This window comes from Microbacterium sp. MYb45, from assembly GCF_002979655.1.
Classification (GTDB): domain Bacteria; phylum Actinomycetota; class Actinomycetes; order Actinomycetales; family Microbacteriaceae; genus Microbacterium.
This window is the reverse complement of record NZ_PCPG01000002.1, coordinates 57,774-84,008: the sequence shown is the minus strand read 5'-3', so window position 1 is coordinate 84,008 and position 26,235 is coordinate 57,774. Positions and strand designations below refer to the sequence as shown.

Below are 26,235 nucleotides of genomic sequence, written 5' to 3'. Positions count from 1 at the left end.
CTGGTCTTTCAGCCGTCCTTCGGGAATCGGCAACTTTTCAGGAGGAACGTCCTTGTTTAGCGCCATCGCGCGGATCTTCCGCACCCCGGACCTGCGTCGGAAGATCGGTTTCACCCTCGCCATCATCGCGATCTACCGTCTCGGCTCCAACGTCCCTGCGCCGTTCGTGAACTTCCCGAACGTCGAGGAGTGCCTCGCGGCGAACGCGGGCACCGACGGCCTGCTCGGACTGGTCAACCTCTTCTCCGGTGGCGCGCTGCTGCAGCTGTCGATCTTCGCGCTCGGCGTCATGCCGTACATCACGGCGACGATCATCACCCAGCTCCTTCGCGTGGTGATCCCGCACTTCGAGGCGCTGCACAAGGAGGGACAGGCCGGTCAGGCCCGTCTGACCCAGTACACGCGGTACCTCACCATCGCGCTCGCGCTCCTCCAGTCGACGACGCTCGTGACGGTGGCGCGAAGTGGCCAGCTGTTCGGATCCACCGATCTCGCCGCCTGCCAGCAGTTGCTGACCAATGACGTGTGGTGGGCGCAGCTGCTCATCATCATGACCATGACGGCCGGTACCGGTCTCATCATGTGGTTCGCCGAGCTGGTCACCGAGCGCGGCATCGGCAACGGCATGTCGCTGCTCATCTTCACCTCCATCGCCGCGACGTTCCCCGGTGCCATGGGCCTCATCTGGCAGACCAAGGGCTTCGAGGTCTTCCTCCTCGTGCTGCTGGTGGGAATCATCGTCATGGGGCTCGTCGTCTTCGTCGAGCAATCCCAGCGACGGATCCCCGTGCAGTACGCCAAGCGCATGGTCGGTCGCCGCACGTACGGCGGCACCAACACGTACATCCCGATCAAGGTGAACATGGCGGGTGTGATCCCCGTGATCTTCGCGTCGTCGCTGCTGTACATCCCGGCTCTCATCGCGCAGTTCAACACTCCGCAGGACGGATCCACGCCGCCCGAGTGGGTCAGCTGGATCACCGCGAACTTCACTACGGGCAACAGCCCGGTGTACATGGCCGCCTACTTCCTGCTGATCATCGGCTTCACCTACTTCTACGTGGCGATCACGTTCAACCCGGTCGAGGTCGCGGACAACATGAAGAAGTACGGCGGGTTCATCCCCGGCATCCGTGCGGGGCGCCCGACCGCCGAGTACCTCGACTACGTGCTCACCCGCATCACGCTCCCGGGCTCGCTGTACCTCGGTCTGATCGCGCTCATCCCGCTGATCGCACTGGCCACGGTCGGCGCGAACCAGAACTTCCCGTTCGGCGGCGCCTCGATCCTCATCATCGTGGGTGTGGGTCTCGAGACGGTCAAGCAGATCGACGCTCAGCTGCAGCAGCGACACTATGAAGGGCTCCTCCGATGACAGCATCCGCACGTCTTCTCATCGTCGGCCCGCAGGGCTCCGGCAAGGGCACGCAGGGCGTGCGCATCGCCGAGTCCTACGGCATCCCGGTCGTCTCGACCGGTGACATCTTCCGCGCGAACATCAAGGAGGGGACACCGCTGGGCCAGCAGGTCACGGCGATCCTCGACAAGGGTGACCTCGTTCCGGACGAGCTGACGAGCGAGATCGTGCGCGACCGGCTGTCGCAGGACGATGCAGCCCACGGGTTCCTGCTCGACGGGTACCCGCGCAACACTGCGCAGGTCGCCCACCTGGAGTCGTTCCTCGCGGGGCGGGGGGAGTCGCTCGACGCGGTCATCCTCCTCGACGTGCCGCGCGAGGAGAGCCTGGAGCGTCTGACGCTCCGCGCCACCGAGCAGGGCCGCTCCGACGACACCCCGGAGGCCATCGGCCACCGTCTCGACATCTACGAGCGGGAGACCGCTCCGATCATCGAGGTGTACGGTGCCAAGGGCATCGTCGACCGTATCGACGGTACCGGCGCTCTCGACGACGTCACCGAGCGGATCACGGCGGCTCTGGCCGCCCGCGGCCTGCGCCTCGCGGCCTCCGCCTCCTGAGATGTTCCGCCGGTCGATCTACAAGACCCCGGCTCAGCTGCGAGCGATGCTCGAGCCGGGGCTCATCACGGCCGCAGCGCTGGATGCCGTCCGCCCGCTGATCAAGGCCGGCGTGACGACCCTCGAGCTGGACGCGATGGCCAACCGCACGATCCTGGCCCGCGGCGCGGAGTCGAACTTCCAGCTGGTGCGCGGCTACCATCACACGACGTGCATCTCGGTGAACGAGCAGGTCGTGCACGGGATCCCGGGTGAGCGCGTGCTGCAGCCCGGCGACATCGTCTCGGTCGACTGCGGCGCGCAGTTCAAGGGCTGGAACGGCGACAGTGCGATCACGGTCGTGGTTCCCGACCCGGAGCGGCCGGAACTGGTCGCGCAGCGCGAAGAGCTCTCCCGCGTGACCGAGGGATCCATGTGGGCGGGGATCGCCGCGATGGCATCCGTCTCGTCGATCGATGAGATCGGCGCGGCCATCCAGGACTACATCGAGGCTCAGGGCCCATCGGCGGTGTCGGGGGACCCGTACGGCATCCTCCGTGAGTATGTCGGGCACGGCATCGGCCGCAAGATGCACGAAGCCCCCAGTGTCTTCAACTACCGCACGCCCGACCGTGGCGAAGACGTCAAACCCGGTCTCGTGCTCGCGATCGAGCCGATGGTCACCGCGGGTGGGGATTCGACGTTCATCGAGGATGATGACTGGACCGTCACGACGGTCGACGGCACGGACGGCTCCCATTGGGAACATAGCGTCGCCCTGCATGATGGGGGTATCTGGGTGCTGACTGCGCCCGATGGCGGAAGAGCCGGACTCGCTCCATTCGGAGTCGAGCCTCGAGAGATCGGAAAGTAATGGCAGCGGCGAAGAGCAACACCAACTGGTTCGCGATCGGCGTCTCCATCGCCGTGGTCGTGGTGCTGGTGGCGATCGGTGGACTCGTGGTGTTCCTCAACAACCAGGCCACCTCGCCCGGCGCGGCACCGAAGGCCAACGACACGTTCAATTCAGAGACCGGTGCGATCTCGTTCGGTGACGGCGAGGACACTGTCGCGGTCTTCGTCGACTTCCAGTGCCCGATCTGCGCCAGCTTCGAGGAGCAGTACGGCGAGCAGCTGGAAGCCGCTGCCGCCGACGGTCGCATCACCCTCGAGTACCACCCCATCGCGATTCTGGACCGCTACTCGCAGGGCACCGAGTACTCGTCTCGCTCCGCCGGCGCGGCCTTCTGCGTTGCGGAGTCGAACCCGGATCTCTACCTCGACTACTCCAAGACGCTGTTCGACAACCAGCCGGCAGAGAATTCCGCGGGTCTCACCACGGATCAGCTCGCCGACTTCGCATCGCAGGTCGGCGCTGACGATGCGGTCTCGTGCATCACTGACGAGACCTATCGCAAGTTCGGAGCGGCGCAGGCGAAGGCTCATGAAATCGGGGGCACGCCGACCATCGAGGTCAACGGCAAGCGCCTCGACCTGCAGGCCGGCGAGATCACCGAGATGGAGAAGCTGATCGGTTGATCCGACAGCTGTCCGCCACGGGCGGTCAAGTTGCCGGATGACTCCGGAGCGTCTAACATAGATCTTTGGTGCTTTGTGCCTTGATTCGGCGTGTCCGTCGGCGCAGCACCACAAACCCAATCACCCACCGCAGATCGACCGATCTGCAGAAGCGTCAGCGAGGCTATGGCTAAGAAAGACGGTGTCATCGAGATCGAGGGCGTGATCTCCGAGGCTCTGCCCAACGCGATGTTCCGCGTTGAGCTCAGCAACGGACACAAGGTCCTTGCAACGATCTCCGGCAAGATGCGGCAGAACTACATCCGTATCATCCCCGAGGACCGTGTGGTCGTGGAGCTCAGCCCCTACGACCTGACCCGCGGCCGTATCGTCTACCGCTACCGCTGATCGGTCGAGAAGTAACGGCCTGCCCCTGCCTGGGGCGGTACGAAGACAGCGAACAGGAAACATCATGAAGGTCAACCCCAGCGTCAAGCCCATCTGCGATCACTGCAAGGTGATCCGCCGTCACGGCCGCGTCATGGTGATCTGCAAGAGCAACCCGCGTCACAAGCAGCGCCAGGGCTGAGTCCCCGGCGGGCCCGCCGATCCGCTCGACGGGCCCGAGCTGCGCGGCATCGCTCACGCACATCTCATAACTGAAAACACAACGGCAGGATCAGAACCCGCGGAAGCGGGGGACACCTCGGGGCGGAGGCCCGGGCACCGATCCTGTTCCACACCTCCACAACACCCAGGAGAACCGCATGGCACGTCTTGCCGGCGTTGACATCCCGCGCGACAAGCGCGTGGTGATCGCCCTTACCTACATCTACGGCGTCGGCCGTACCCGCTCGGTCGAGATCCTCAAGGCGACGGAGATCGACGAGAGCATCCGCGTGAAGGACCTCAGCGACGACCAGCTGATCGCCCTCCGCGACCACATCGAAGGCAACTACAAGGTGGAGGGTGACCTGCGCCGCGAGGTTGCAGCAGACATCCGCCGCAAGGTCGAGATCGGCTCCTACGAGGGCATCCGCCACCGTCGTGGTCTCCCGGTCCGTGGTCAGCGCACCAAGACCAACGCCCGTACCCGCAAGGGCCCGAAGCGCACCGTCGCAGGCAAGAAGAAGGCCCGCTAAGCGCGGCCCCAGGGACTAGGAGAACACTTTCATGGCTGCACCCAAGGCCGCCGCGCGCAAGCCGCGCCGCAAGGAAAAGAAGAACATCGCGCTGGGCCAGGCCCACATCAAGTCGACGTTCAACAACACGATCGTCTCGATCACCGACCCGTCCGGGGCTGTCATCGCCTGGGCATCGTCGGGTGGCGTGGGCTTCAAGGGCTCCCGCAAGTCGACCCCGTACGCCGCCGGTATGGCTGCCGAGTCCGCAGCCCGCCAGGCCGCGGAGCACGGCGTCAAGAAGGTCGACGTCCTCGTGAAGGGTCCGGGATCCGGCCGCGAGACCGCGATCCGCTCGCTGCAGGCCGCAGGCCTCGAGGTGGGTTCGATCCAGGACGTCACCCCCCAGGCGCACAACGGCTGCCGTCCGCCGAAGCGTCGCCGCGTCTGATACGCGCCTCGAGCCGCTCGGCCCATTCGTGGTCCGAGCGGCTCGACGCCCGCGTACGGGCATCGACTTCCACAACTCAAAACCTCACCCCACCACATGTCATATAGCGGGCATGTGATCGAAAGGAACACAGAGTGCTTATTGCACAGCGTCCCACACTGACCGAGGAAAAGATCGTCGAGAACCGTAGCCGGTTCATCATCGAGCCTCTGGAGCCCGGCTTCGGTTACACGATCGGCAACGCGCTGCGCCGCAGCCTGCTGTCGTCGATCCCCGGTGCTGCTGTCACCAGCGTTCGCATCGACGGCGTGCTGCACGAGTTCAGCACCATCCCCGGCGTGAAGGAGGATGTCACCGAGATCATCCTCAACATCAAGCAGCTGGTCGTCTCCTCGGAGCGCGACGAGCCCATCACGGCGTACCTGCGCAAGACCGGTTCGGGCGAGGTCACCGCCGCCGACATCTCGGCTCCGGCCGGTGTCGAGGTGCAGAACCCCGAGCTCGTCATCGCGACGCTGAACGAGACCGCGAAGTTCGAGCTCGAGCTCACGATCGAGCGTGGCCGTGGCTACGTCTCGGCGACGCAGAACCGCAACGAGTACGCCGAGGCCGGTCAGATCCCGATCGACTCGATCTACTCGCCGGTCCTCAAGGTGAGCTACCGCGTCGAGGCGACTCGTGCCGGTGAGCGTACCGACTTCGACAAGCTCGTCCTCGACGTCGAGACCAAGTCGGCGATCAGCCCCCGCGACGCCGTCGCGTCGGCTGCGAAGACGCTCACCGAGCTGTTCGGTCTCGCCCGCGAGCTGAACGTCGAGGCCGAGGGCATCGAGATCGGCCCGGCGCCGGTGGAGGCTGTGAACTCCAGCGAGCTGTCGATGCCGATCGAAGACCTCGACCTGTCGGTCCGCTCGTACAACTGCCTGAAGCGTGAGGGCATCAACACTGTTTCGGAGCTCGTCGCCCTGTCGGAGACGCAGCTCATGAACATCCGCAATTTCGGCCAGAAGTCGGTCGACGAGGTGCGCGACAAGCTCATCTCGCTCGGTCTGTCGCTCAAGGATTCGGTGCCCGGTTTCGACGGCGCCCACTTCTACGGCGGCAGCGAAGACGAGTCCTTCTGAAACCCGACCTTTCTGACCAGGAGTTAGACGATTATGCCCAAGCCCACTAAGGGTCCCCGCCTCGGAGGCGGCCCCGCACACGAGCGCCTGATGCTTGCCAACCTCGCGGCGGCGCTCTACACCCACAAGTCGATCAAGACGACCGAGACCAAGGCCAAGCGCCTTCGTCCGCTCGCCGAGCGTCTGATCACCTTCGCCAAGCGTGGCGACCTGCACGCGCGTCGTCGCGTGCTGTCGGTCATCGGTGACAAGGAAGTCGTGCACATCCTGTTCTCCGAGATCGCACCGCTCGTCGCCGAGCGCGAGGGCGGCTACACCCGCATCACGAAGGTCGGCAACCGCAAGGGCGACAACGCTCCGATGGCCGTGATCGAGCTCGTTCTCGAGCCCGTCACCCCGAAGGCGAAGTCGACCAAGAAGGCTGCTGCTGCGCCGAAGGCCGAGAAGGCGGAGAAGCCCGCCGAGGTCGTCGAGGAGACCCCCGCTGAGGAGGCTCCCGCCGAGGACGCAGCCGAGGCCGGCGCCGAGTCGCAGGCCGAAGGCGAAGCAGCCGAGGCTGCCGCTGAGGACGCTGTCGAGAAGAAGTCCGAGTAAGCACTTCGCTCACGAAGAAGCCCGCCGCCCCATTCGGGGTGGCGGGCTTCTTCGTGTGCCGGGCGGCGGGGTCATATCACGGTGACGGGGGAGTGACCGAGACGACGATCGAGGTCATCGCGTCACTGGCGTTGATGTAGCGATGCGGCTGGCGGGAGTCGAAGGTGATCGACTCGCTGCCCACGATGATGTACGTCTGCCCCGCGATCTCGACGGTGAGTTCCCCGCTGATGACGAAGACGCACTCGGTCGACGGGTGGCCCCAGGGGTGTGCGGAGCTCGCGGCCCCCGGGGGGATGTCGGCGGTGAGGACTTCGAGGTCGCCGCGTCCCGGCGTCAGTCGCTCGTAGACGAAGCCCGCGTCGGATCCGCTGAGTCGATGCCGGGCGCCCGGCCGGCTGACGGACACGTTGGGGGCATCCGGATCGCTGAACAGCGTGGCGATCGAGGCTTCGAACACCTGGGCGAGCTTGCGCAGCGAACCGAGGCTCGGGTCGGCCGAGCCGCTCTCGATCTGGCTGAGCATGCTGACCGAGAGGCCGGACAGGTCGGAGAGCTGCCGCAGGGTGAGACCCTTTGCGGCCCTGAGGGATTTGAGGCGTTCGCCGAGCACGTGATTCATCGATCCTTTCGATCGAACGGATGACTGTTGCATGTTCGATTTCAATGTGATTGTATCTTTTAATCGGATTGAAAATCTCGATCAGATTGAAATCCGTTCCCCCGAACGCGCGAGCAACCGGATCAACTTCCCAGAACTCTACTGCGTCCTGCCCCCTGATCACAGGAAGATCGACGATGACTTCATCCTTCGCGAAACCCCTCGCACTGGCCTCATCTCTCGCCGTCGCCGCACTCGTGCTCGCCGGTTGTTCAGCTTCATCGAACAATGCAGCCTCGGGCGGCGGTGGGACCCTCACGGTCGACACCTCGTTCGTGCTGAAGACCCTCGACCCGGGACTCGTCTACGAGCAGACCGGCAACATCATCGTGCACGCGCTGTACGACACGCTCGTGACGTACGAGGGCTCCGACGTCACCACTGTCGTGCCGGAACTCGCCAGCGAGTGGGTGCAGTCCGACGACGGCACGACCTGGACCTTCACGTTGAACCCGGACGCCACGTTCGCCGACGGCTCCGCGGTGACCGCGGAGGACGTCGTGTTCAGCCTCACGCGCCTGCAGAACCTCAAGGGGTCCTCCTCCCAGACCGTCGAGGGGCTGACCTTCGCTGCGGACGGTGACGACACCGTCGTCGTGACCAGCCCGACCCCGAACCCGAACGTCCCGGTCGTCCTCGCGATGCCCGCGGCGAGCATCCTGAACGCCGAGGAGGCGGAGAAGCTCGGAGCGACCGACGCGGCCGATGCAGCCTCCGCGGACACGGTCGGCACGCAGCTCGACGAGGCCAGCCTCGGTTCGGGTCCGTACAAGATCAAGAGCTACGACTCGAGCTCGAAGGTCGTGCTCGAGGTGAACGAGGACTACTGGGGCGACGCCCCGGCGTACTCGCGCGTGGTCGTGCAGAACGTCGACGTGCAGAACCAGAAGCTCACGATCTCCCGCGCCAAGGCAGACGAGATCGCCCTGGATCTCTCCGGTCCACAGGCGGCCGAGCTCTCTGACGACCTCCAGGTCTCCGGGGTCGCCGACACGTCGTACTTCCTCAGCGTGAACCAGGACCCCGCCGTCTCGGAGATCACCTCCAACCCGGCGTTCCTCGCGGCTCTGCGTGCCAGCGTCGACGGCGCAGGCATCGCTGAGATCTTCGGTGAGGGTGCGACGGCCGCGGCCGGTCTCGTCCCGCCCGCATTCGGTGGCGCGCTCGACGAGTCCGAGGTGCAGCCGCAGGACATCGAGAAGGCGAAGTCGCTGCTCGAGGAGGCGGGCATCTCCTCGCCGAAGGTGAACCTCGTCTACCCGGCGATCACCTACCGCGGCGTCGACCTCGGCACCATCGTCACGAAGGTGCAGCAGGACGCGAAGAAGGCCGGCATCGAGATCGAGCTGCAGCCCGAGCCGATCAACGTCTTCCTGCAGTCGCAGTCCGAGGGTAAGAACGAGATCAACTTCTCGCCGAACAGCCTGAACTACCCGGCTGCGGACTCGCTCGTGAACAACATGGCACCCGGTGCGTCGACCTCGACGCGTGCGGGATGGACCGTGGAGCGCGCCGACCCGCGAGCCGTCGAAGCCAGCGACGCCGTGAACGCCGAGGTGACGCCGGAAGGGCGTGCCGAGGCGATGATCGCCTGGCAGAAGGTCATGAACGAGACTTCGCCCTTCGTGGTTCTCGCGAACAACGCCGGCATCGTCGTCGCCACCTCGAACCTGGTCGGTGCGTCATACACGCCGGCAGGCTGGACGGTCGACCTCGCGGCCATCTCCGCGAAGTAGTCCGCCGCGGTCGGCCGCCTGTCCCTCCTGTCGGGCGGCCGACCTCCGGTTCTCACCACCTCACCGAAGGCGAACGAGCAATGCCAGCCCTCCTGCAGATGATCGGCCGCCGGCTGATCAGCGCGATCATCCTCCTCTGGGGGGTCACCCTCGTGACGTTCGCGCTCATGACCATCGTCCCCGGGGACCCGGCCGCCGCGAACCTGTCGCAGCAGGCCTACGACGACCCCGGGCTGCGTGCCGCGTTCGAGCAGAAATGGGGGCTGGACCAGCCCATCTGGGTGCAGTACGGCCGCTACATCGCGAACCTCTTCCAGGGTGATCTCGGTATCTCGCAGCAGACCCACCGCCCGATCACCCAGGACCTCGCGCAGTACATCCCCGCGACGCTCGAGGTGGCGCTGCCCGCCATGATCCTCGCGATCGTCATCGCCGTCGCGCTGGGCATGATCGCCGCCACCCGCAAGGGTTCGGCCATCGACGGCGGCATCCGCGGCGTGTCCCTCATCGGGCTCTCCACCCCGCCGTTCTGGCTCGCGCTCGTCGCGCTGTACGTCTTCTTCTACGCGCTCGGACTCGTCCCCAACGGCGGGCGCCTCAGCAACGAATACGACCCGCCGCCCACCGTCACCGGCATGTACACGCTGGACGCCGTGTTCGCCGGGCAGTGGGACGTGTTCGCCGACGCCGTCTGGCACCTCATCCTCCCCGTCGGCATCCTCACCGCGCTCACCGTCTCGGGCCTGCTGCGCTTCGTGCGCTCCGCCATGATCGAGGTGCTGGACGCCGAGTACATCCGCGCCGCCACCGCGAAGGGCCTGCCGGCGCGGACGATCACCTGGCGCCACGTCTTCAAAGCGGGACTGCTTCCGGTGCTCACGGTGACCGGGCTGATGTTCGCCTCGCTGCTCGGTGGCGCCGTGCTCGTCGAGCAGGTGCTCTCGTGGCCGGGGCTCGGTCAGTACGCCTATAAGAGCGCCCTCTCGCTCGATCTGCAGGCGATCCTCGGCGTGACGCTGTTCATCGCCGTCGTCTACACCCTGATCAACCTCCTCGTCGACGTGCTCTACACGATCGTGGACCCCCGGATCGGAGCGAAATGACCATCCTGTCCTCCGACCGGCTCGCCGTCGCGAAGGAGCCGCGGCGTCGCGGACTCCGTCGCAGCCGCCGGTTCACACCGCGCACCTCGTTCTGGACGCCGGTGACGGTGATCTCCTTCGGCGTGATCGCCGCGTGGATCCTCGCGGCGCTCCTCGCCCCGGTCATCGCGCCGTACGACCCGCTCGAGACGAGCGGACCGTTCCTGGACGCACCGTCGGCCGCGCACTGGATGGGGACGGACGACCTCGGTCGCGACGTGCTGAGCCGTGTCATCTACGGCGCCCAGCTCTCGCTGCCACTCGCCCTCGCCATCGTCGTGTTCTCGCTGCTCGTCGGCGGCACCGTCGGCCTCGCGGCCGGGTACTTCGGCAAGGCGGCGGACAACCTGCTGATGCGCGTGGCCGACCTCGTGCTCGCCTTCCCGCAGATCATCCTCGCCATGGCGGTCGCCGCGGCCTTCGGGCCGAGCGTCGGAAACGCCGTGCTCGCCCTCGTGATCGTCTCCTGGCCGCTGTACGCGCGGATCATCCGCAGCTCGGTGCTCAGCGTGCGCGAGCAGGAATACGTCTTCTCCGGACGCCTGCTCGGGTCGACGACCCTGAAGTCCATCGTCAAGGACGTCATCCCCAACAGCGCCGGCCCCGCGCTCGTGATGGCGACGATCGAGCTCGGCAATGCCATCCTCATGCTCGCCGCGCTCTCGTTCCTCGGCCTCGGCCCCCGGCCCCCGGCTGCGGAATGGGGCGCGATGATCGCCCTCGGCTCGCAGAACCTCGGGAACTGGTGGATCAGCCTGTTCCCCGGTCTCGCGATCCTCACGATCGTGATGGCCTTCAACCTGCTGGGAGACGCCGTCCAGGACTACCTGGATCCCCGCTCACGGAATGCGAGGAAGCGATGAGCGACGCGACGCTGCTCTCGATCGAGGACCTCTCCGTCGTCATGCCGACGCCGGACGGCGAGATCGAGCTCGTGCACGACACGAGCATCCGGATCGGACAGGGTGAGGTCGTCGGCCTCGCCGGCGAGAGCGGCTCGGGAAAGAGCATGACGGCCTCAGCAGTCATGGGCATCCTTCCCGAGGGCGCGACCGCCTCCGGCCGGGTCCTGTTCGAGGGGCGGGACCTGCTGAACCTCAGCACCCGGGAGCTCAACGAGGTGCGCGGCAATCGCATCTCCATCGTGTTCCAAGATCCGACTGCGGCACTGCACCCGCTGCTGCGGATCGGCACGCAGATCACCGAGCACCTCATCCACCACACCGGTGTGAGCCAGAAGCAGGCGCAGGCGCGAGCGATCGAGCTGCTCGATCTCGTGCGCATCCGCGACCCGCACCAGGCGATCACGGCGTACCCGCACCAGTTCTCCGGAGGCATGCGCCAGCGCGCGGCCATCGCGATCGCGCTCGCGTGCGAGCCCCGCCTGCTGATCGCCGACGAACCCACCACCGCGCTCGACGTCACCGTGCAGGCCGGCATCCTCCGTCTGTTCGACCGCCTGGCGCGCGAGACGGGAGTGTCGATGCTGTTCATCACGCACGACCTCGGGGTGATGAGCGCGATCGCCGACCGCACCTACATCTTCAAGGACGGCACCGTCGTCGAGCACGGTCCGACGAACGAGATCCTCAACACGCCGTCGCACGAGTACACCCGCGCGCTGATCGCATCCAGGGCGCAGTCGCTGGCCGCGCAGCGCACCCACCGAGGAGGCGCACGATGAGCGCGTTGGAGATCGACGACGTCGTCGTCACGCACCGCCGGCGCGGCGCCCCGCCCGTGCACGCGGTGAAGGGCGTCTCGCTGACCGTCGAACGCGGCCAGATCGTCGGACTCGTGGGGGAGTCGGGATGCGGCAAGTCGTCGCTGGCCCGGGTCGCCGTCGGCATCGACCGTCCGACCTCGGGCACGGTGCGCTTCGACGGAGAGCCGCTGCATCCGCTCACGATGCGCCGCCGCCCGACTCGCGACCGCGGGCTGCAGATGGTGTTCCAGAACCCGTACGCCTCGCTGAGTCCCCGTCGCTCGATCGGAGCGCAGCTGCTGGACGGTGCCCCCGATGCGCTGGAGCGATCCGCCCGTGCCGCCGAGGTCTCGCGACTGCTGCGACTGGTCGGGCTCGACGAGTCGGCCGCCTCTCGCTACCCCACCCAGTTCTCGGGTGGTCAGCGGCAACGGCTCGCGATCGCCCGTGCGCTCGCCGCCCAGCCCAGCGTGGTCGTCGCCGATGAGCCGGTCACGGCCCTCGACGCCTTCTCGTCGGCGCAGATCGTCGAGTTGCTGCAGGGCCTCGTCCGCGAGCTCGGCATGGCGATGCTGTTCATCTCGCACGACCTGTCGTTGGTGCGGGCCATCGCCGACGAGACCGCGGTGATGTACGCGGGTGAGATCATCGAGCGCGGTCCCAGCGAACAACCGTGGCAGCACGCGCAGCACCCGTATACGCAGCGCCTCATCGATGCCATCCCGGAGATCGGCCCGACGAAGCGGCTGCCGGGCAGAGAAGAAGACCTCGCGGAGGCCGTCGCGGCCTCCGCCACGGGAGGAGAAGCATGATCACCATCGCCGAGGACCGCCGCGTCCTCCTCACCCGAGCCCGCATCTTCGACGGGCGCTCCGAGCACCTGCGGGACGGGCTCGACATCCTCGTCGACGCCGACGGAGTGATCGCTGGGCTCGGCGCCACCGGCACCCTGGATGCCGGCGACGCACGCGTGATCGACCTGGCCGGACGGGTCCTCAGCCCCGGGCTGATCAACATGCACGTGCACCTGGGGCTCGCGCTTCCCGGGACGGCCGGGGCCGAGATCGCCTCCAAGGGCGACCCCGACCTGCTGCTGGTGATGGCCGACAGTGCCCGACGCACCCTGCATGCGGGTGTCACGACCGCGCGGCTGGTCGGCGAGAGCCGCTACCTCGACTTCGCCCTGCGCCGCGGCATCGACGCCGGGATCATCGCCGGCCCACGGCTGTATACCGCCGGACACGCACTGTGCTGCACCGGTGGGCACGGATGGGAGTCCGACGCGCTGGAGGGCGACGGCGCCGACGACCTGCGCCGACTGACGCGCCTGCAGATCCGTCACGGCGCCGACCTGATCAAGGTCTGCATCTCGGGCGGGATCGCGGGGGAGCACGAGCAGATCGACACCCCGCAGCTGACCGACGACGAGATGGCCGCCGTCATCCAGACCGCGCATGACTGGGGCCGCAAGGTCACCGCGCACGTCGGGCCGTCCGAGACGCTGCGGCGTGCCATCGAGCTCGGCCTGGACTGCGTCGAGCACGGCTACGAGCTGACCCGCGAGGTCACCGACCTGATGAGCGAGCGCGGCGTCTGGTACGTGCCGACCATCACGGTCAGCCGCTGCGAGGAGTTCTTCGACGCGCAGGGCGTGCCCTCCTGGATGAAGGAACGCGCGCTCGGTGCGGGCCCGCGTCACTGGGAGAGCCTCGAGAACGCGATCGCGAGCGGGGTGCGCATCGCCATGGGCACCGACATGCCTCCCGCCGCGGACTTCGACGGCACGACCGCGACGGTGCGCGAGATGGAGTTCATGGTCGACGCGGGAATGACCTCGCTGGACGTCATGCGCTCGGCCACCTCGTCCGCGGCGGAACTGCTCGGAGCTGACGACCTCGGCGTCGTCGAGGTCGGTGCGAGGGCGGACTTCATCGCCACGGACGCGGATCCGACAGCGGATGTGGCTGCGCTGCGCGGAATCGACTGGGTCATGCAGGGCGGCGCCGTGCTGCGGGACGACCGGGCCGGACGGTGAACACCCCGACCTCGGGCACCTCGACCGCGCGCATCGCCGACGAGTACGTCGCGACGCTCGCCGACCACGAGCCGGCCGCTGCGCAGGCGCTCGGCGTCACCGCGCAGGATCGACTGCCCGATCTCAGCGCCGACTGGGCGGTCGAACGTCGCGCGCTCGCCGTGCGCACGCTCGACGCCCTGGCGACCGTCGAGCCGACGACGGAGGATGCCGCGCTGCACGCCGCTCTTCGGGAACGCATGGACAGCGACATCGCCCTGTTCGACACCGGTTTCACCGCACGGCTGCTCGCACCGCTGGCGACACCGGTGCATCTGGTGCGCGAGGCGTTCGACGACGTCACCGTCACGGATGACGCCGCCGGCGACGAGATCATCACCCGCCTGTCGGCGGTGCCGCGGGCGCTGACCCAGCTCGACGACCGCCTGAAGTGGGCGCGCGCGGCGGGGGAGCGCGGCGAGTTCATCGGCACCGGCATCGCCGCGGAACGGCAGGTGCGCGAGGTCGCGGATCAGATCGCGAGCTGGATCGATCCGGATGGGGTCGACTACTTCCGCTCCCTCCGCGCGACAGACCTGTCCACCTCCCGCCGCAGCGCTCTGGATCGTGCGGCACTCGCGGCGACCGACGCGATGGCGGGGTTCGAGCGGATGCTGCGCGACGAATTGCTGCCGCACGCGCCGCAGCAGGATGCCGTGGGCGAGGGCGTCTATCGCGCGACCGCGCAGAGCTTCCTCGGCACCGAACTCGACCTCGACGAGGTGTACGACTACGGCTGGCACGAACTCGATCGACTGTGGCGGCAGGCGCGCGGCGTCGCGGGGGAGATCCTCGGCACCGGCGCGCCGGCAGACGTCTCGGTCGCTGCACGCACGCTCGCGCAGGACCCGGGGCACCGCGTCGATGCGGACGACGTCGTCGGCTGGTTGCGTGATCGCCTGGACTGGACCCTGGATCGGGTCGACGGCACGGCCTTCACGCTGCCCGCGGACGTGCGCGATGTCGACATCGTCGTTCCGCGGGCCGCGAAGGGCGTCGTCTACTACACGCCCGGAGCGCCCGACGGCTCGGTGCGCAGCAAGATCGTCTGGACGATCCCCGCCGGAGCGACGTCGGTGCCGACCTGGCAGGAGCTCACGAGTCTCCATCATGAGGGCGTCCCCGGCCACCACCTCGAGCATGCGGTGAACCGGGCCAATGCGTCCCTGCACCCCTGGCAGCGCTACCTCTGCGAGATCCACGGGTATGCCGAGGGCTGGGCGCACTACTCGGAGGCCCTGTCGGACGAGCTGGGTCTGCTGCGCGATGCCCCGGAACGGCTGGGGATGCTGCTCGGACAGCTGTGGCGCACGGTGCGCATCGTCGCCGACATCGGTCTGCACACCGGCCGGCCGCTGCGGCGCAACGAAGTCACCGACCAGACGGAGTGGACGCCGGCGATCGCCCGCGACTTCCTGGTGCACTACGGCCTCGTCGACCCCGTGACCGCGCGGTTCGAGGTGGACCGCTACCTCGGCTGGCCGGGCCAAGCCCTGGCGTTCAAGGTCGGCGCGAAGCTCTGGGCCGAGGCGCGTACGGCGAGCACCGCATCCACTCTCGACTTCCACACCCGGGCACTCGCGCTCGGACCGATGGGGCTCGCGCCGCTGCGCGAGCGTCTGCTGCAGGATCTGACGAAGGAACACGCATGACCGCCACTGCCGAACTCGAGCACTTCATCGTCGACCTGTACGAGGACCTCGCCGACCGTGCCGCGTTCGATGCGCGCCTCGCCGACGACGTGACGGTGTGGGAGACGCCCTGGCCGACGCTCATGCACGGCATCACCGAACTCGACGAGCTGCGGGGGCCCGCAGCCGACCCCGAAGAGCGCCGGCGGAACCTGCCGAGCGTCGTGCCGACCGGCATCGTCACGAGCGACTTCGGTGACACCGGGGTGATCCGGTACGTGCTCGAGGTGCGCCCTGCGGCGGGCGAGCCGTTGGTCGAGGTCGTGCGCGTCACGGATGTGGTGCGTCGTGACGCCGACGGATGGCGGATCGTGCACCACCACGCCCAGGACATGCCGGTCGAGTGAGTCGCACGAGTCGGAGCAAGGAGAGACAGATGGACCGCAACACCGTCGACTGGCACGGGTACATCCCGGCGATCACCACCCCGTTCACGCGCGAGGGGGAGCTGGACCCCGTCGCGTTCGAAGGGCAGATGCAGTGGCTGGCCGCGCAGGGGATGCACGGCGTCATCCTCGCCGGCACCTCCGGCGAGTGGTTCAGCATGACCGAGGCCGAACGGGCAGAGCTGTTCGCACTCGGCGGCCGGTTCCGCGCGGACATGCGCGTGATCGGCGGCTGCAACGCGTTCACGGCGGCCGAGGCGATCCGGCACGCGCACGCGGCGGAGGAGGCCGGGCTCGACGGCATCCTCGTCACGCCGCCGCCCTACATGGTGCCCACCCGCGAGGAGATCGTGGCCTTCTACCAGGAGGTCTCCGACGGCACATCGCTCCCCGTCACCGTGTACAACTGGCCGCGCGGCTGCATCGTCGACCTGAGCCCGGACCTCCTGAGCGAACTGGCCGACATCGAGAACGTCGTGGCGATCAAGAACTCCACCGGCGACTTCCGGGCTTTCCTCGACGCCATGTATCTCGTGGAGGATCGCGTGCGCTACTTCGGCGTCCCGACGAACGCGCTCGGAGCCGACCTCGCGACGCTCGGTCACGGAGACGGTCTCATGGGCTCCGGAGCCCCGCTCGGCAACGACCACCCCGGCTTCTGGGATGCGCTCGCCGCGGGGGATCGGGCGCGGGCGATCGAACTCGGCGCTCGTGATCGCGTGGTCATGACCAGCTGGTTCGGGCCGGACTACGGCGCGCAGTTCGGAAACCAGCAGGCGATCATGAAGACCGCCCTTCGGTTGCAGGGCGTTCCGGCCGGTTTCGTCCGCCGCCCCCTGCTCGAACTCTCGACCGAGCAGGTGGACCGTGTCCGCACCACGCTGGAGGGGCTCGGCATCGCGACCGTGCCGTTGTCGTGAGCATGCGGTACGACGCGGTCGTCATCGGCGGTGGCCTGCTCGGCGGGGCACTGACCTGGATGCTGGCACGCGAGGGCGCCTCCGTACTGCTGCTGGAGAAAGACCAGTTGAACCAGCACGCCTCCGGCCAGAACGCCGGCAGCCTGCACTTCCAGCTCGAGTATCGGATGGTCGAGAACGGGTGGGAGTCGGCGCGCACCGCAGCCGCAGCCATGCCCCTGCATCTGGACGCCGCCGAGGCCTGGACGCGGCTGGGAGATGAGCTGGGCGAATCGGTCGGTGTCGTGCAGCGCGGCGGCTTCATGCTCGCCGAGACGGCGGAGCAGGTCGCGGTGCTCGAACGCAAGGTCGGTCTCGAGCAGGAGTGGGGGCTGGATGTCACCCTCCTCGACGGTGATGAGGCGCGGCGCATCGCGCCCTACCTGTCGGAGTCGGTGCTCGCGGCCGCCTTCTGTCCGATCGAGGGCAAGGCCGAGACGCGCACCGCGGGACCCGCTCTGGTGCGGGGTGCCGTGAAGCTCGGCGCAGAAGTCCGCACGCACACCCGTGTGACCGGGCTCGAGCGCGACGCGCGCGGCTGGAAGGTGACCGCCGCCGGTCCGGATTCGACGTTGAGCATCCACGCCGACACGGTGATGATCGCCGCGGGGGTGTGGACCACGGAGGTGGGCGCGCTCGCCGGGGCGGACCTGCCGACCATCCCGCTGGCTCTCATGATGAGCGTGAGCGCGCCGGTCGAGCCCTTCATCGGACACCTGATCCAGCACGCCGGCGCCAAGCTTTCGCTCAAGCAGACGAAGGACGGCACGGTGCTGATCGGCGGGGGGTGGCCCGCGGCACTCAGCCGCCGCGCGGGCTCCCCGGACCTGGAGACGCGTCCTCGCCTTCTCCCGGAGTCCATCGTGGGCAACGCCCGCGCGGCGATCGGCGTGGTGCCGGGCACAGCCCGACTGCCCATCGTGCGGTCCTGGGCGGGGACCACGACGGTCACGCCGGATCAGCTGCCACTCGTGGGAGAGGTGCCCGGATGCCCGGGGATGTTCGTGGCCACCGGCGGATCGGCCTTCACACTCGGGCCGAGCTTCGCCCGTTCCCTCTGCGACCTGGCCGCCGGTCGCACACCCCACATCGACCTGCGGCCCTACGCCCCGGACAGATTCGGAGTCATGGCATGAACGACCAGCCCCTCGCCGATCGCGCGGTGCCGCGGCGACTGGATGTGTCCTTCGTCGTGGACGGTCGGTCCGTGCGCGCTGCGGCGGGGGAGACCGTGGCGGCGGCGATGCTGGCCGAGGGCGAGCGGTGCTTCGCTCGGCGGGGCGGCGAGCAGCGCGCGCCGCTGTGCAACATGGGCACCTGCTTCGAGTGCGCGATCACGGTCGACGGCGTGCCGATGACGCGCACCTGTCTGACCACCGTCCGCGACGGCATGAACGTGCGGACCGACGCATGAGCGCCGACCTCTACGACCTCGCGATCGTCGGGGCAGGACCGGCCGGTCTGGCCGCGGCACTGCAGGCGCATGCGCAGGGTCTCCGGACGCTCGTGATCGACGAGCAGCGCGCCGCCGGGGGACAGATCTTCCGTCAGCCGCCGACCGAGTTCGACGAGCCGGTGCGGTCTCCGGTCGGGTATCCCTGGGCGGCGGATCTGCTCGCGGATGCCGCCGCGGCGACCGGCATCGACTGGTGGTTCGAGTCGACCGTGTTCGGCGTGCTCGATGCGCGCTCGACCGGGCGCGACGATTTCGAGGTGCTGGTCACGGGCCCTCAGGGTTCGCGGCGCGCGCACACGCGGAGGCTGCTCGTCGCCACCGGCGCCTACGACATGCCGGTGGCGATCCCCGGATGGACGATGCCTGGCGTGCTGATGGCCGGCGCGGCACAGGGACTCCTGAAGGCACAGCATTTGCGGGCAGCGGGTCCGGTCGTGCTGGCGGGTTCGCATCCGCTGATGCTGATCGTGGCCGCCCAGCTGGTCCGTTCGGGGGCTGAGGTGACGGAGGTGGTCTTCGCCCGCGGACTGCCCTCCGTGCGCGAGCTGTTCCTCGCCGCTCCGGCCGTGCCCGGGCACGTGCGCCTGCTGGCCGAGCTGGCAGGCTGCGTGCTGACCCTCGTGCGGCACGGAGTGCGCATCACGACGTCGACGGTCCCCACGGCGATCGTCGGCGACGGTGGTGTGAGTGGCATCCGACTGGCGAAGGCCGACCGGGCGTGGCGCGTGCGCGGACCCGAGCGCGAGGTCCCGGCGCGGACCGTCGTCCTCGGGTACGGTTTTCAGGCCTCCACCGAGCTCGCGCGTCAGCTCGGATGCCCGGTGCGATGGGACTCCGCTGCCGGCGGATGGCTGGTGGAAGTCGACGGGAACTTCGAGACGGGCCTGCCAGGGGTCTTCGTCGCGGGCGAGCCCACCGGTGTCTCCGGGGCCGAGCAGTCACGGGCGGAGGGGGCCGCGGCTGCGGTGGCGATCGCCGCCGGTCTCGGCAGGCCCGTCGACGCCATCCGTGCTCGCGCGATCGAACGGGACCTGCGCCGCTCCCGACGGTTCGCCGCGGTCGTGCAGCGGATGTTCGCGCCCGAGCGACCCGGCCTCACAACGCTCGCCTCCCCGGCGACGACGGTCTGTCGGTGCGAAGGGATCCCGCGATCGGACATCGACGAATTCCTGCAGGCGAACCGGCATGCCGACACCGTGGATGCGGTCAAACTGAGCTGTCGGACGGGTATGGGCCCCTGCCAGGGTCGCTACTGCGAGACGACCGTGGCCGGTGCGGTCGCGGCGGCGCGCGGGGGAACGGTCTCCGACGCCGGTCGCTTCGCCGCCCAGCTGCCCGTCAAGCCGGTGTCCCTGCAGACGTACGCCGACCTCTTCGACGCGGACTGAGCGAGGTCGGCGCCCGGGTGGGCGCCGACCGGCGTCAGCGGACCCGCAGATCCTTGCGGAGGATCTTCCCGGAGCTCGACTTCGGGATCACCTCGATGAATTCGACCTGTCGCACCTTCTCGTGCGGGGCGACATGGGCGGCGACGTGCGCCATGACCGCATCCGCGTCGAGGTCAGTATCCGGTTGCCGCACCACGAACGCCTTCGGCACCTCCTGGCCGTCTTCGTCGAGGGCGCCGATCACGGCGGCGTCGGCGATGGCGGGGTGTTCGAGCAGCACCGCCTCCAGCACGGCGGGGGCGACCTGGTACCCCTTGTACTTGATGAGCTCCTTGAGCCGGTCGACGATGCGATAGATGCCGTCGTGGGTGACGGTCGCGACATCGCCGGTGTGCAGCCAGCCGTCGGCGTCGAGCATCTCGGCGGTGGCATCGGGGCGATTGAGGTATCCGACCATGACCTGCGGCCCGCGCACCCACAGCTCTCCCGGCTCGCTGGCGCCCTCGGCGGGCACCGGCACGTCCTCGCCCGATTCCGGATCGACCAGTCGTGCCTCGGTGTTGGGCACGAGTGGGCCGATGGCGGAGCGGTCGATGTCGTCGCGCGTCTCGGAGGTGAGGTTCACGGCGGGGCTGGTCTCGGTCATCCCATACCCCTGGGTGACGATGCAGTCGAGCCGGCTCGCCACCGCCGACGCCAGCGCGCCGTCGAGGGGAGCGGCGCCGGAGAAGACCACCTTCACCGGCGAGAGATCGTACTGGTCGACGATCGGATGCTTGGCCAGTGCGACGGCGATCGGGGGCGCGACGAACACCCAGGTCGTGCGGTGCTCCGCGATGATGCGGAGGAACTCGGGCAGATCGAACTTCGGCATCGTGACGAGTCCGGCGCGCTGGCGGAGCGCGAAGTTCAGCAGCACGGTCATCCCGTAGATGTGGAAGAAAGGGAGCACGGCGAGGAGCCGATCGCTCGCCGTGACACCGAGAACGGGCCGGCACTGCGACACGTTGGCCACGAGGTTCCGATGCGTGAGCATCACGCCCTTGGGTCGCCCGGTCGTGCCGGAGGAGTAGGGCAGGACGGCGAGGTGCGTCGCCGGATCGAACGACACCTCGGGGGCGTGATGCCCTTCGCCCAGCAGCGCCGGCAGCGAGGGATGGCCCTCCACTCCGTCGAGGACGATCACGTGATCGGCCGAGAGGCCGAGCTTCTCCGCGGCCGCCAGAGCCCCGGGGAGCAGTGGTGAGACGGTCACGAGCCACGTCGCCCCCGCATCGGCGAGCTGATTCGCGATCTCCTCCGCCGTGTAGAGGGAGTTGATGGTCGTCGCCGTCGCCCCCGCCCGGAGGATGCCGTGGAACACCGTCGCGAACGCGGGGATGTTCGGGCACAGCACCCCGACCGTGGTCCCCACACCCACCCCTCGGGCGGCGAGGGCTCCCGCGAAGAGGTCGATCTGTCCGACGAGCTGCCGGTAGCTGGTCGTCGCGCCGCTCACTCCGTCGATGAGCGCGATCGAGTCGAGCTCGGTCTCGTCGAGCCCGCCGAAGAGGAACTCGTGGATGGAGACCTCGGGGATCTCCACATCGGGGTAGGCGCTGCGAACCATGAGATCTCCTTCGATCCGGGATGCCGACGTCGTCGTCGAATGCGATCCAGTGTCGCACACAACGGCACCGAGTCCCAGGGCCCGGAAGAGGTCAGACCGCGCCGTGCAGCCGGTACCGCGTGCTCGGCCGACCCTTCGTCGAATAGTCGAGCGTGCGGATCGCTCGACCGGCGCTCGCGAGGTGCTCGAGGTAGCGTCGCGCGCTGACCCGGGAGATGTCGAGGTCATCCCCGATCTCGGTCGCCGAGGCATCGGGGCGGGCCGCAAGTGCCGCGACCACGCGATCGAGCGTCTCGGCGCTGAGCCCCTTGGGAACGCCGAAGCGCTGACGGAACGCGATGATCGCATCCGCGGCCTCGACGCGGCGGACGACGTCGTGGAGCTCCGTGTGATCCCGGAGCAGCAGAGTCGCCCCGATCTCGCCGCCGTCCGCGTCGCTGCCGGTGCTCCGGGCGACGAGCACGTGCGAGCCGACGATCACGGGCCGCCCGGCCGCCTCGCCCTCGCGGAGCACCGTCGTCAGCTCGTCCCCGAGCACCTCCGCGGCCGGAGCCCCGTCGAGGTCGGCGGCGTCCCGGCCGAGGAAGCGTGCGGCCGCGTCGTTGACCAGCGTGATCCGTCCTGTTCCGTCGACCGTGACCACGCCTTCGCTGAGGCCGTGCAGCGTGGTCTCCTGGTTCTTCACGAGCGCGGCGATCTGATGGGGCTCGAGCCCGTAGATCCGACGGCGGATGATCGACGTCACCCATGCCGAACCGAACACGCCGAACACCGCGGCCGCGAGCATCGCCGAGATCAGCCAGACCAGGTTCGCGGTGAACTCCTCGTTGAGCTCCGATTCGAGGATCCCGACCGACGCGGTGCCGATGACGGTGCCGTCGTCGTCCCGGATCGGCACCTTGACCCGCCAGGACGTGCCGAGTGTTCCGGTCTGCGTGCCCACGTAGACCTCGCCGGAGAGGGGGATCGAGGGGTCGGTGGACACCTTCTCCCCGATGCGCTCCGGATTCGGGTGCGAGTAGCGGATGCCGTCCTCGTCGGCCACGACGACGTACGCGAGGTCTGATGCCTCGCGGATGACCTCGGCGATCGGCTGGATGGTGGTCGAGGGCTCCGCATCGTCGAAGGCGTCGAGGACGGTCGGCAGTGCGGCCACCGACTGGGCCACGGCCTGCATCCGGTCCTTGTAGGCCTCGCGAAGAGCCTGCTCCTGGAACGCTCCGGCCACGATCCCGGTCGCGAGGGTCACCAGGAACACGATCAGCGCCTGGAGCAGGAGCAGCTGCACGCGGAGCGTCATCTTCGAGGCCACCTGATCATTGTGGCGCCTGCGCGAGGACCCCGCGAGCGGGGGACGGCGCCGTCTCCGACCAATAGTTCCGAAACTCCGACCAATGGTTTCCGAAGCTTGAGCGCGGCCATCCGTCCTCACAGGGTGGACGGACAGCAGCACGAACGCTCAAGGAGGAGCGCACATGAAGAACGCACGCATCGCCACCCTGACCGCACTCGCGGCAGTGGCCGCATTCACCCTCACCTCGTGCGCCGGAGGCAGCGCGGCGAACGACGGCGGCGGCGGTGAGACCGAGGTCGCCGCCGTCACCGACGTCTCGATCGTCGTCCCCGCGGACCCCGGCGGAGGGTGGGACCAGACCGGCCGTGCCCTGTCGCAGGTGCTCACCGAGGAGGACATCGTCGGCTCGGCGCCCGTGACCAACGTCGGCGGCGCCGGCGGAACCGTCGGCCTGGCGCAGCTCGCGAACGAGAAGGACCCGAACACCCTCATGGTCATGGGACTCGTGATGGTCGGCGCCGTCGAGACGAACGCCTCGGCGGTGCGGATCGAGGACACGACGCCGATCGCCCGCCTCACGGATGAGCCGCTCGTCGTGGTCGTCCCGGCCGATTCGAAGTACGACACCCTCGAGGATCTGGTGGAGGACATCGCCGACAACGGGCAGTCGGTCACGATCACGGGCGGCTCGGCGGGAGGGGCCGATCACATCCTCGCCGGGCTGATGCTCGAGGAGGCGGGCCTCGACGGTGCGGAGATCGCGGAGAAGCTGAACTACACCCCGAATTCCGGCGGTGGAGAGGCGGTTCCGCTGCTCATCGGCGGCAAGGTCGCTGCGGGCATCTCCGGCGTCGGCGAGTTCGCCCAGCACGTCGAGAGCGGCGACCTTCGTGCGCTGGCGGTCTCGAGCGAGGAGCCGGTCCCCCAGCTTCCGGACGTGCCGACCATCACCGAGGAGGGCTACGACGTGGTGCTCACCAACTGGCGCGGCGTGATCGCGCCCGGGGGCATCTCGGACGGGGAGAAGGACGAGCTGGTGCGTGTGATCACCGAGTTGCACGAGTCCGAAGCCTGGACCGATCAGTTGGAGACCAAGGGCTGGGCCGATGCGTTCCTGGTCGGCGCGGAGTTCGACGACTTCCTCACCGGGGACATCGAAGAGGTCACCGCGACTCTGAAGAACATCGGGCTGGTGCAGTGACATGACGGTCCCCGCATCGTCGGGGACCGAGGAGCGGGGCGTGCGAGACGGCCATGACGGCCGGCTCGCACGCCGTGCTCCCTCCGTCCCCCTCGGCGAGCTCGTGTTCGCCGGCATCATGGTCGCCCTCGGCGTCTTCGCCGTGGTCGGCATCTTCCTGATCCACGTCCCCGTCGGCATGAAGGCAGGTCCCACGGTCTTCCCGATCTTCGTCTCGGTCATCCTGCTCGCCTCCGCGGTCGCCGTCCTCATCGGCGTGCTGCGCGGGGAACGCGGCGGGGCCGAGGAGGCGGAAGACATCGATCAGAGCCTCCCGACCGACTGGGTCACCCTCGCCAAGCTCGCGGGACTCGTCGTCGCGCACCTGCTCCTGATCGAGCCGCTGGGATGGGCCCCCGCGGCCGCCCTGCTGTTCGGCGGAGTCGCGTGGTCGCTGGCCGCCAAGCGGTGGTGGATGGCGTTCCTCATCGGCATCGCCGTGGCCCTCGTGATCCAGATCGTCTTCGGCGGTCTGCTCGGACTGTCGCTGCCGTGGGGTCCTGCTCTCGGCTGGCTCGGAAGGATGTTCTGATGGACAGCTGGACCCTGCTCCTGGAGGGATTCGCGACGGCGCTGCAGCCGCAGTACCTGGCATTCGCCTTCCTCGGCGTCTTCGTCGGCACCGCGGTCGGCGTGCTGCCGGGCATCGGCCCCGCGATGACGGTGGCGCTGCTGCTGCCCCTCACCTACACGCTCGATCCCGCCGCGGCGCTCATCACCTTCGCCGGCATCTACTACGGCGGCATGTACGGCGGCTCGACGACGAGCATCCTCCTCAACACCCCAGGGGAGTCGGCGTCGATAGTCACGGCGATCGAGGGCAACAAGATGGCCAGGATGGGGCGTGGCGCGGCCGCGCTCGCCACCGCGGCCATCGGGTCGTTCATCGCCGGCACCCTGGCGACGCTCGGGCTGACGCTGCTGGCGCCGCTGCTCGCGCGGTTCGCGGTGAACCTCGGTCCCGCGGACTACGTGGCCCTCATCGTGATCGCGTTCATCACGGTCGGCGCACTGATCGGCAGCTCGATCTCGCGCGGCATGCTCTCGCTCGGGGTCGGCTTGTTCCTCGGGCTCGTGGGCACCGACTGGCTCTCGGGGCAGCAGCGCTACACGCTCGGGCTCCCGGCGCTGTCCGACGGCGTGGACATCGTCCTGGTCGCCGTCGGTCTGTTCGCGGTCGGGGAGACGTTCTACATCGCCGCGCGGCTGCGACACGGCGGCGTCGATGTGATCCCCGTGACCCGCGGATGGCGCTCCTGGATGACCAAGGCCGACTGGCGCCGTTCTTGGAAACCCTGGTTGCGAGGAACCGCGATCGGCTTCCCGATCGGCACCATCCCGGCCGGCGGCGCGGATGTCGCCACGTTCCTGTCGTACGCGACCGAGCGCAAGCTGTCGAAGCACCGCGAGGAGTTCGGACGCGGTGCGATCGAGGGCGTCGCGGGCCCCGAGTCGGCGAACAACGCGGCCGCCGCGGGTGTGCTGGTGCCGCTGCTCACGCTCGGCCTTCCGACGACGGCCACCGCGGCGATCATCCTCACGGCGTTCCAGTCGTACGGCATCCAGCCGGGTCCGCTGCTGTTCGAGAGCCAGTCGAACCTGGTGTGGGCTCTCATCGCGAGCCTGTACATCGGCAACGTCATCCTGATCGTGCTCAACCTGCCGCTCGTGGGCATGTGGGTGAAGCTGCTGCAGATCCCGCGGCCGTACCTGTACGCGGGCATCCTGCTGTTCGCGGTCTTCGGGGCGTACGCGCTGCACAGCTCGCCGACCGACATCGTGATCCTGCTGGTCGTCGGCATCCTCGGCTACTTCATGCGGCGGTACGGCTACCCCGTGGCGCCGCTGGTGGTCGGGATGATCCTGGGGCCGATGGCCGAGGAGCAGCTGCGCAAGGCGCTGCAGCTGAGCCAGGGGGATCTGAGCACGCTGGTCCTGCAGCCGTTCGCGGCGATCGCCTACGGGGTGCTCGCACTCCTCATCGTCGGCGGGCTGTGGCTTCGGCGTCGGCAGCGCCGGTACGAGCAGGCGCTGACCGAGTCGATCGCGGTGCCGATCAAGGCCGACTCGGAGGTCTGAGTCCGAGGCGGTGGGTTCGAGAGGGGAGGAGGCCGCGAGTAGGCTGATCCG

At 68.5% G+C, this 26,235-nt stretch carries 28 protein-coding genes; 25 read left to right on the top strand and 3 right to left on the bottom strand.

All coding sequences use genetic code 11. The annotated features are described in order from the left end of the window. Nucleotides 1-52: 52 nt before the first annotated feature. The 10 genes from secY (at nucleotide 53) to rplQ (ending at nucleotide 6,764) form a co-directional block, all read left to right on the top strand. Nucleotides 53-1,375, top strand: coding sequence for a preprotein translocase subunit SecY (gene secY, locus CQ034_RS06720; RefSeq protein WP_029260928.1), 1,323 nt, complete (start codon nucleotides 53-55; stop codon nucleotides 1,373-1,375). Further along, nucleotides 1,372-1,977 (top strand): adenylate kinase, encoded by a 606-nt coding sequence (locus tag CQ034_RS06715; protein ID WP_029260929.1) that lies wholly within the window; start codon nucleotides 1,372-1,374, stop codon nucleotides 1,975-1,977. Before secY ends, CQ034_RS06715 begins: the two co-directional genes overlap by 4 nt. A 1-nt stretch (nucleotide 1,978) precedes the next feature. Further along, a complete protein-coding gene (gene map, locus CQ034_RS06710; RefSeq protein WP_105710442.1) occupies nucleotides 1,979-2,830 on the top strand; it encodes a type I methionyl aminopeptidase in 852 nt (283 codons plus the stop codon). Then, a complete protein-coding gene (locus CQ034_RS06705; RefSeq protein ID WP_029260931.1) occupies nucleotides 2,830-3,495 on the top strand; it encodes a thioredoxin domain-containing protein in 666 nt (221 codons plus the stop codon). Before map ends, CQ034_RS06705 begins: the two co-directional genes overlap by 1 nt. Nucleotides 3,496-3,660: 165 nt before the next feature. Next, nucleotides 3,661-3,882, top strand: a complete 222-nt coding sequence (infA, locus tag CQ034_RS06700; protein ID WP_017201569.1) for a translation initiation factor IF-1 — start codon at nucleotides 3,661-3,663, stop codon at nucleotides 3,880-3,882. 64 nt (nucleotides 3,883-3,946) lie between these two features. Then, nucleotides 3,947-4,063 (top strand): 50S ribosomal protein L36, encoded by a 117-nt coding sequence (gene rpmJ / locus CQ034_RS06695; protein ID WP_005050492.1) that lies wholly within the window; start codon nucleotides 3,947-3,949, stop codon nucleotides 4,061-4,063. A gap of 178 nt (nucleotides 4,064-4,241) precedes the next feature. Continuing rightward, complete coding sequence (gene rpsM, locus CQ034_RS06690; protein WP_017829190.1) at nucleotides 4,242-4,616, top strand: 30S ribosomal protein S13; 375 nt, start codon at nucleotides 4,242-4,244, stop codon at nucleotides 4,614-4,616. A 31-nt stretch (nucleotides 4,617-4,647) separates the two neighbouring features. Then, a complete protein-coding gene (gene rpsK / locus CQ034_RS06685; protein WP_017829189.1) occupies nucleotides 4,648-5,046 on the top strand; it encodes a 30S ribosomal protein S11 in 399 nt (132 codons plus the stop codon). A gap of 134 nt (nucleotides 5,047-5,180) precedes the next feature. After that, nucleotides 5,181-6,170 (top strand): DNA-directed RNA polymerase subunit alpha, encoded by a 990-nt coding sequence (locus CQ034_RS06680; RefSeq protein WP_029260932.1) that lies wholly within the window; start codon nucleotides 5,181-5,183, stop codon nucleotides 6,168-6,170. 33 nt (nucleotides 6,171-6,203) lie between these two features. After that, complete coding sequence (gene rplQ, locus CQ034_RS06675) at nucleotides 6,204-6,764, top strand: 50S ribosomal protein L17 (RefSeq protein WP_105710441.1); 561 nt, start codon at nucleotides 6,204-6,206, stop codon at nucleotides 6,762-6,764. Nucleotides 6,765-6,840: 76 nt separating this feature from the next. On the opposite strand, the gene CQ034_RS06670 is transcribed toward rplQ, so the two are convergent. Beyond that, on the bottom strand, nucleotides 6,841-7,386 hold the full coding sequence (locus tag CQ034_RS06670; protein WP_036302868.1) for a helix-turn-helix domain-containing protein: 546 nt from the start codon (nucleotides 7,384-7,386) through the stop codon (nucleotides 6,841-6,843). A 176-nt stretch (nucleotides 7,387-7,562) separates the two neighbouring features. Here CQ034_RS06670 and CQ034_RS06665 point away from each other — a divergent pair, with 176 nt between their 5' ends. From CQ034_RS06665 to CQ034_RS06610, 12 genes are all read left to right on the top strand, one after another. Beyond that, a complete protein-coding gene (locus CQ034_RS06665; protein WP_105710440.1) occupies nucleotides 7,563-9,161 on the top strand; it encodes an ABC transporter substrate-binding protein in 1,599 nt (532 codons plus the stop codon). Between the two features lie 80 nt (nucleotides 9,162-9,241). Next, nucleotides 9,242-10,264, top strand: coding sequence for an ABC transporter permease (locus CQ034_RS06660; RefSeq protein ID WP_105710439.1), 1,023 nt, complete (start codon nucleotides 9,242-9,244; stop codon nucleotides 10,262-10,264). Continuing rightward, the gene (locus tag CQ034_RS06655; RefSeq protein ID WP_105710438.1) at nucleotides 10,261-11,166 is read left to right on the top strand and encodes an ABC transporter permease; all 906 of its coding nucleotides are present in this window, start codon (nucleotides 10,261-10,263) and stop codon (nucleotides 11,164-11,166) included. Before CQ034_RS06660 ends, CQ034_RS06655 begins: the two co-directional genes overlap by 4 nt. Next, a complete protein-coding gene (locus CQ034_RS06650; protein ID WP_219860770.1) occupies nucleotides 11,163-11,987 on the top strand; it encodes an ABC transporter ATP-binding protein in 825 nt (274 codons plus the stop codon). The genes CQ034_RS06655 and CQ034_RS06650 overlap by 4 nt, the downstream gene beginning before the upstream one ends. Continuing rightward, nucleotides 11,984-12,820, top strand: coding sequence for an ABC transporter ATP-binding protein (locus CQ034_RS06645; protein WP_105710437.1), 837 nt, complete (start codon nucleotides 11,984-11,986; stop codon nucleotides 12,818-12,820). Before CQ034_RS06650 ends, CQ034_RS06645 begins: the two co-directional genes overlap by 4 nt. Continuing rightward, nucleotides 12,817-14,043, top strand: a complete 1,227-nt coding sequence (locus CQ034_RS06640; protein WP_105710436.1) for an amidohydrolase family protein — start codon at nucleotides 12,817-12,819, stop codon at nucleotides 14,041-14,043. The genes CQ034_RS06645 and CQ034_RS06640 overlap by 4 nt, the downstream gene beginning before the upstream one ends. After that, a complete protein-coding gene (locus CQ034_RS06635) occupies nucleotides 14,040-15,734 on the top strand; it encodes a DUF885 domain-containing protein (protein WP_181156241.1) in 1,695 nt (564 codons plus the stop codon). Before CQ034_RS06640 ends, CQ034_RS06635 begins: the two co-directional genes overlap by 4 nt. Then, nucleotides 15,731-16,120, top strand: coding sequence for a nuclear transport factor 2 family protein (locus CQ034_RS06630; RefSeq protein ID WP_105710434.1), 390 nt, complete (start codon nucleotides 15,731-15,733; stop codon nucleotides 16,118-16,120). The genes CQ034_RS06635 and CQ034_RS06630 overlap by 4 nt, the downstream gene beginning before the upstream one ends. Before the next feature lie 29 nt (nucleotides 16,121-16,149). After that, complete coding sequence (locus CQ034_RS06625; RefSeq protein ID WP_105710433.1) at nucleotides 16,150-17,079, top strand: dihydrodipicolinate synthase family protein; 930 nt, start codon at nucleotides 16,150-16,152, stop codon at nucleotides 17,077-17,079. Between the two features lie 2 nt (nucleotides 17,080-17,081). Continuing rightward, nucleotides 17,082-18,254, top strand: coding sequence for an FAD-binding oxidoreductase (locus CQ034_RS06620; RefSeq protein ID WP_258134133.1), 1,173 nt, complete (start codon nucleotides 17,082-17,084; stop codon nucleotides 18,252-18,254). Continuing rightward, entirely contained in the window at nucleotides 18,251-18,532 is a 282-nt protein-coding gene (locus CQ034_RS06615) for a 2Fe-2S iron-sulfur cluster-binding protein (protein ID WP_105710431.1), read from the top strand. The genes CQ034_RS06620 and CQ034_RS06615 overlap by 4 nt, the downstream gene beginning before the upstream one ends. After that, nucleotides 18,529-19,962, top strand: a complete 1,434-nt coding sequence (locus CQ034_RS06610; protein ID WP_105710430.1) for an FAD-dependent oxidoreductase — start codon at nucleotides 18,529-18,531, stop codon at nucleotides 19,960-19,962. Before CQ034_RS06615 ends, CQ034_RS06610 begins: the two co-directional genes overlap by 4 nt. Before the next feature lie 34 nt (nucleotides 19,963-19,996). On the opposite strand, the gene CQ034_RS06605 is transcribed toward CQ034_RS06610, so the two are convergent. Together CQ034_RS06605 and CQ034_RS06600 are read right to left on the bottom strand one after the other, a co-directional pair. Then, the gene (locus CQ034_RS06605; protein ID WP_105710429.1) at nucleotides 19,997-21,571 is read right to left on the bottom strand and encodes an AMP-binding protein; all 1,575 of its coding nucleotides are present in this window, start codon (nucleotides 21,569-21,571) and stop codon (nucleotides 19,997-19,999) included. Between the two features lie 91 nt (nucleotides 21,572-21,662). Continuing rightward, entirely contained in the window at nucleotides 21,663-22,883 is a 1,221-nt protein-coding gene (locus CQ034_RS06600; protein ID WP_105710428.1) for a PAS domain-containing protein, read from the bottom strand. Between the two features lie 163 nt (nucleotides 22,884-23,046). Here CQ034_RS06600 and CQ034_RS06595 point away from each other — a divergent pair, with 163 nt between their 5' ends. Genes CQ034_RS06595 through CQ034_RS06585 form a run of 3 tightly spaced genes read left to right on the top strand, consistent with a single transcriptional unit; the run spans nucleotide 23,047 to nucleotide 26,184 of the window. Further along, entirely contained in the window at nucleotides 23,047-24,066 is a 1,020-nt protein-coding gene (locus CQ034_RS06595; protein ID WP_105710427.1) for a tripartite tricarboxylate transporter substrate binding protein, read from the top strand. A 1-nt stretch (nucleotide 24,067) separates the two neighbouring features. Then, nucleotides 24,068-24,637 (top strand): tripartite tricarboxylate transporter TctB family protein, encoded by a 570-nt coding sequence (locus CQ034_RS06590; RefSeq protein ID WP_258134112.1) that lies wholly within the window; start codon nucleotides 24,068-24,070, stop codon nucleotides 24,635-24,637. Then, nucleotides 24,637-26,184, top strand: a complete 1,548-nt coding sequence (locus tag CQ034_RS06585) for a tripartite tricarboxylate transporter permease (RefSeq protein WP_105710426.1) — start codon at nucleotides 24,637-24,639, stop codon at nucleotides 26,182-26,184. The genes CQ034_RS06590 and CQ034_RS06585 overlap by 1 nt, the downstream gene beginning before the upstream one ends. The last annotated feature ends 51 nt before the right edge of the window (nucleotides 26,185-26,235 follow it).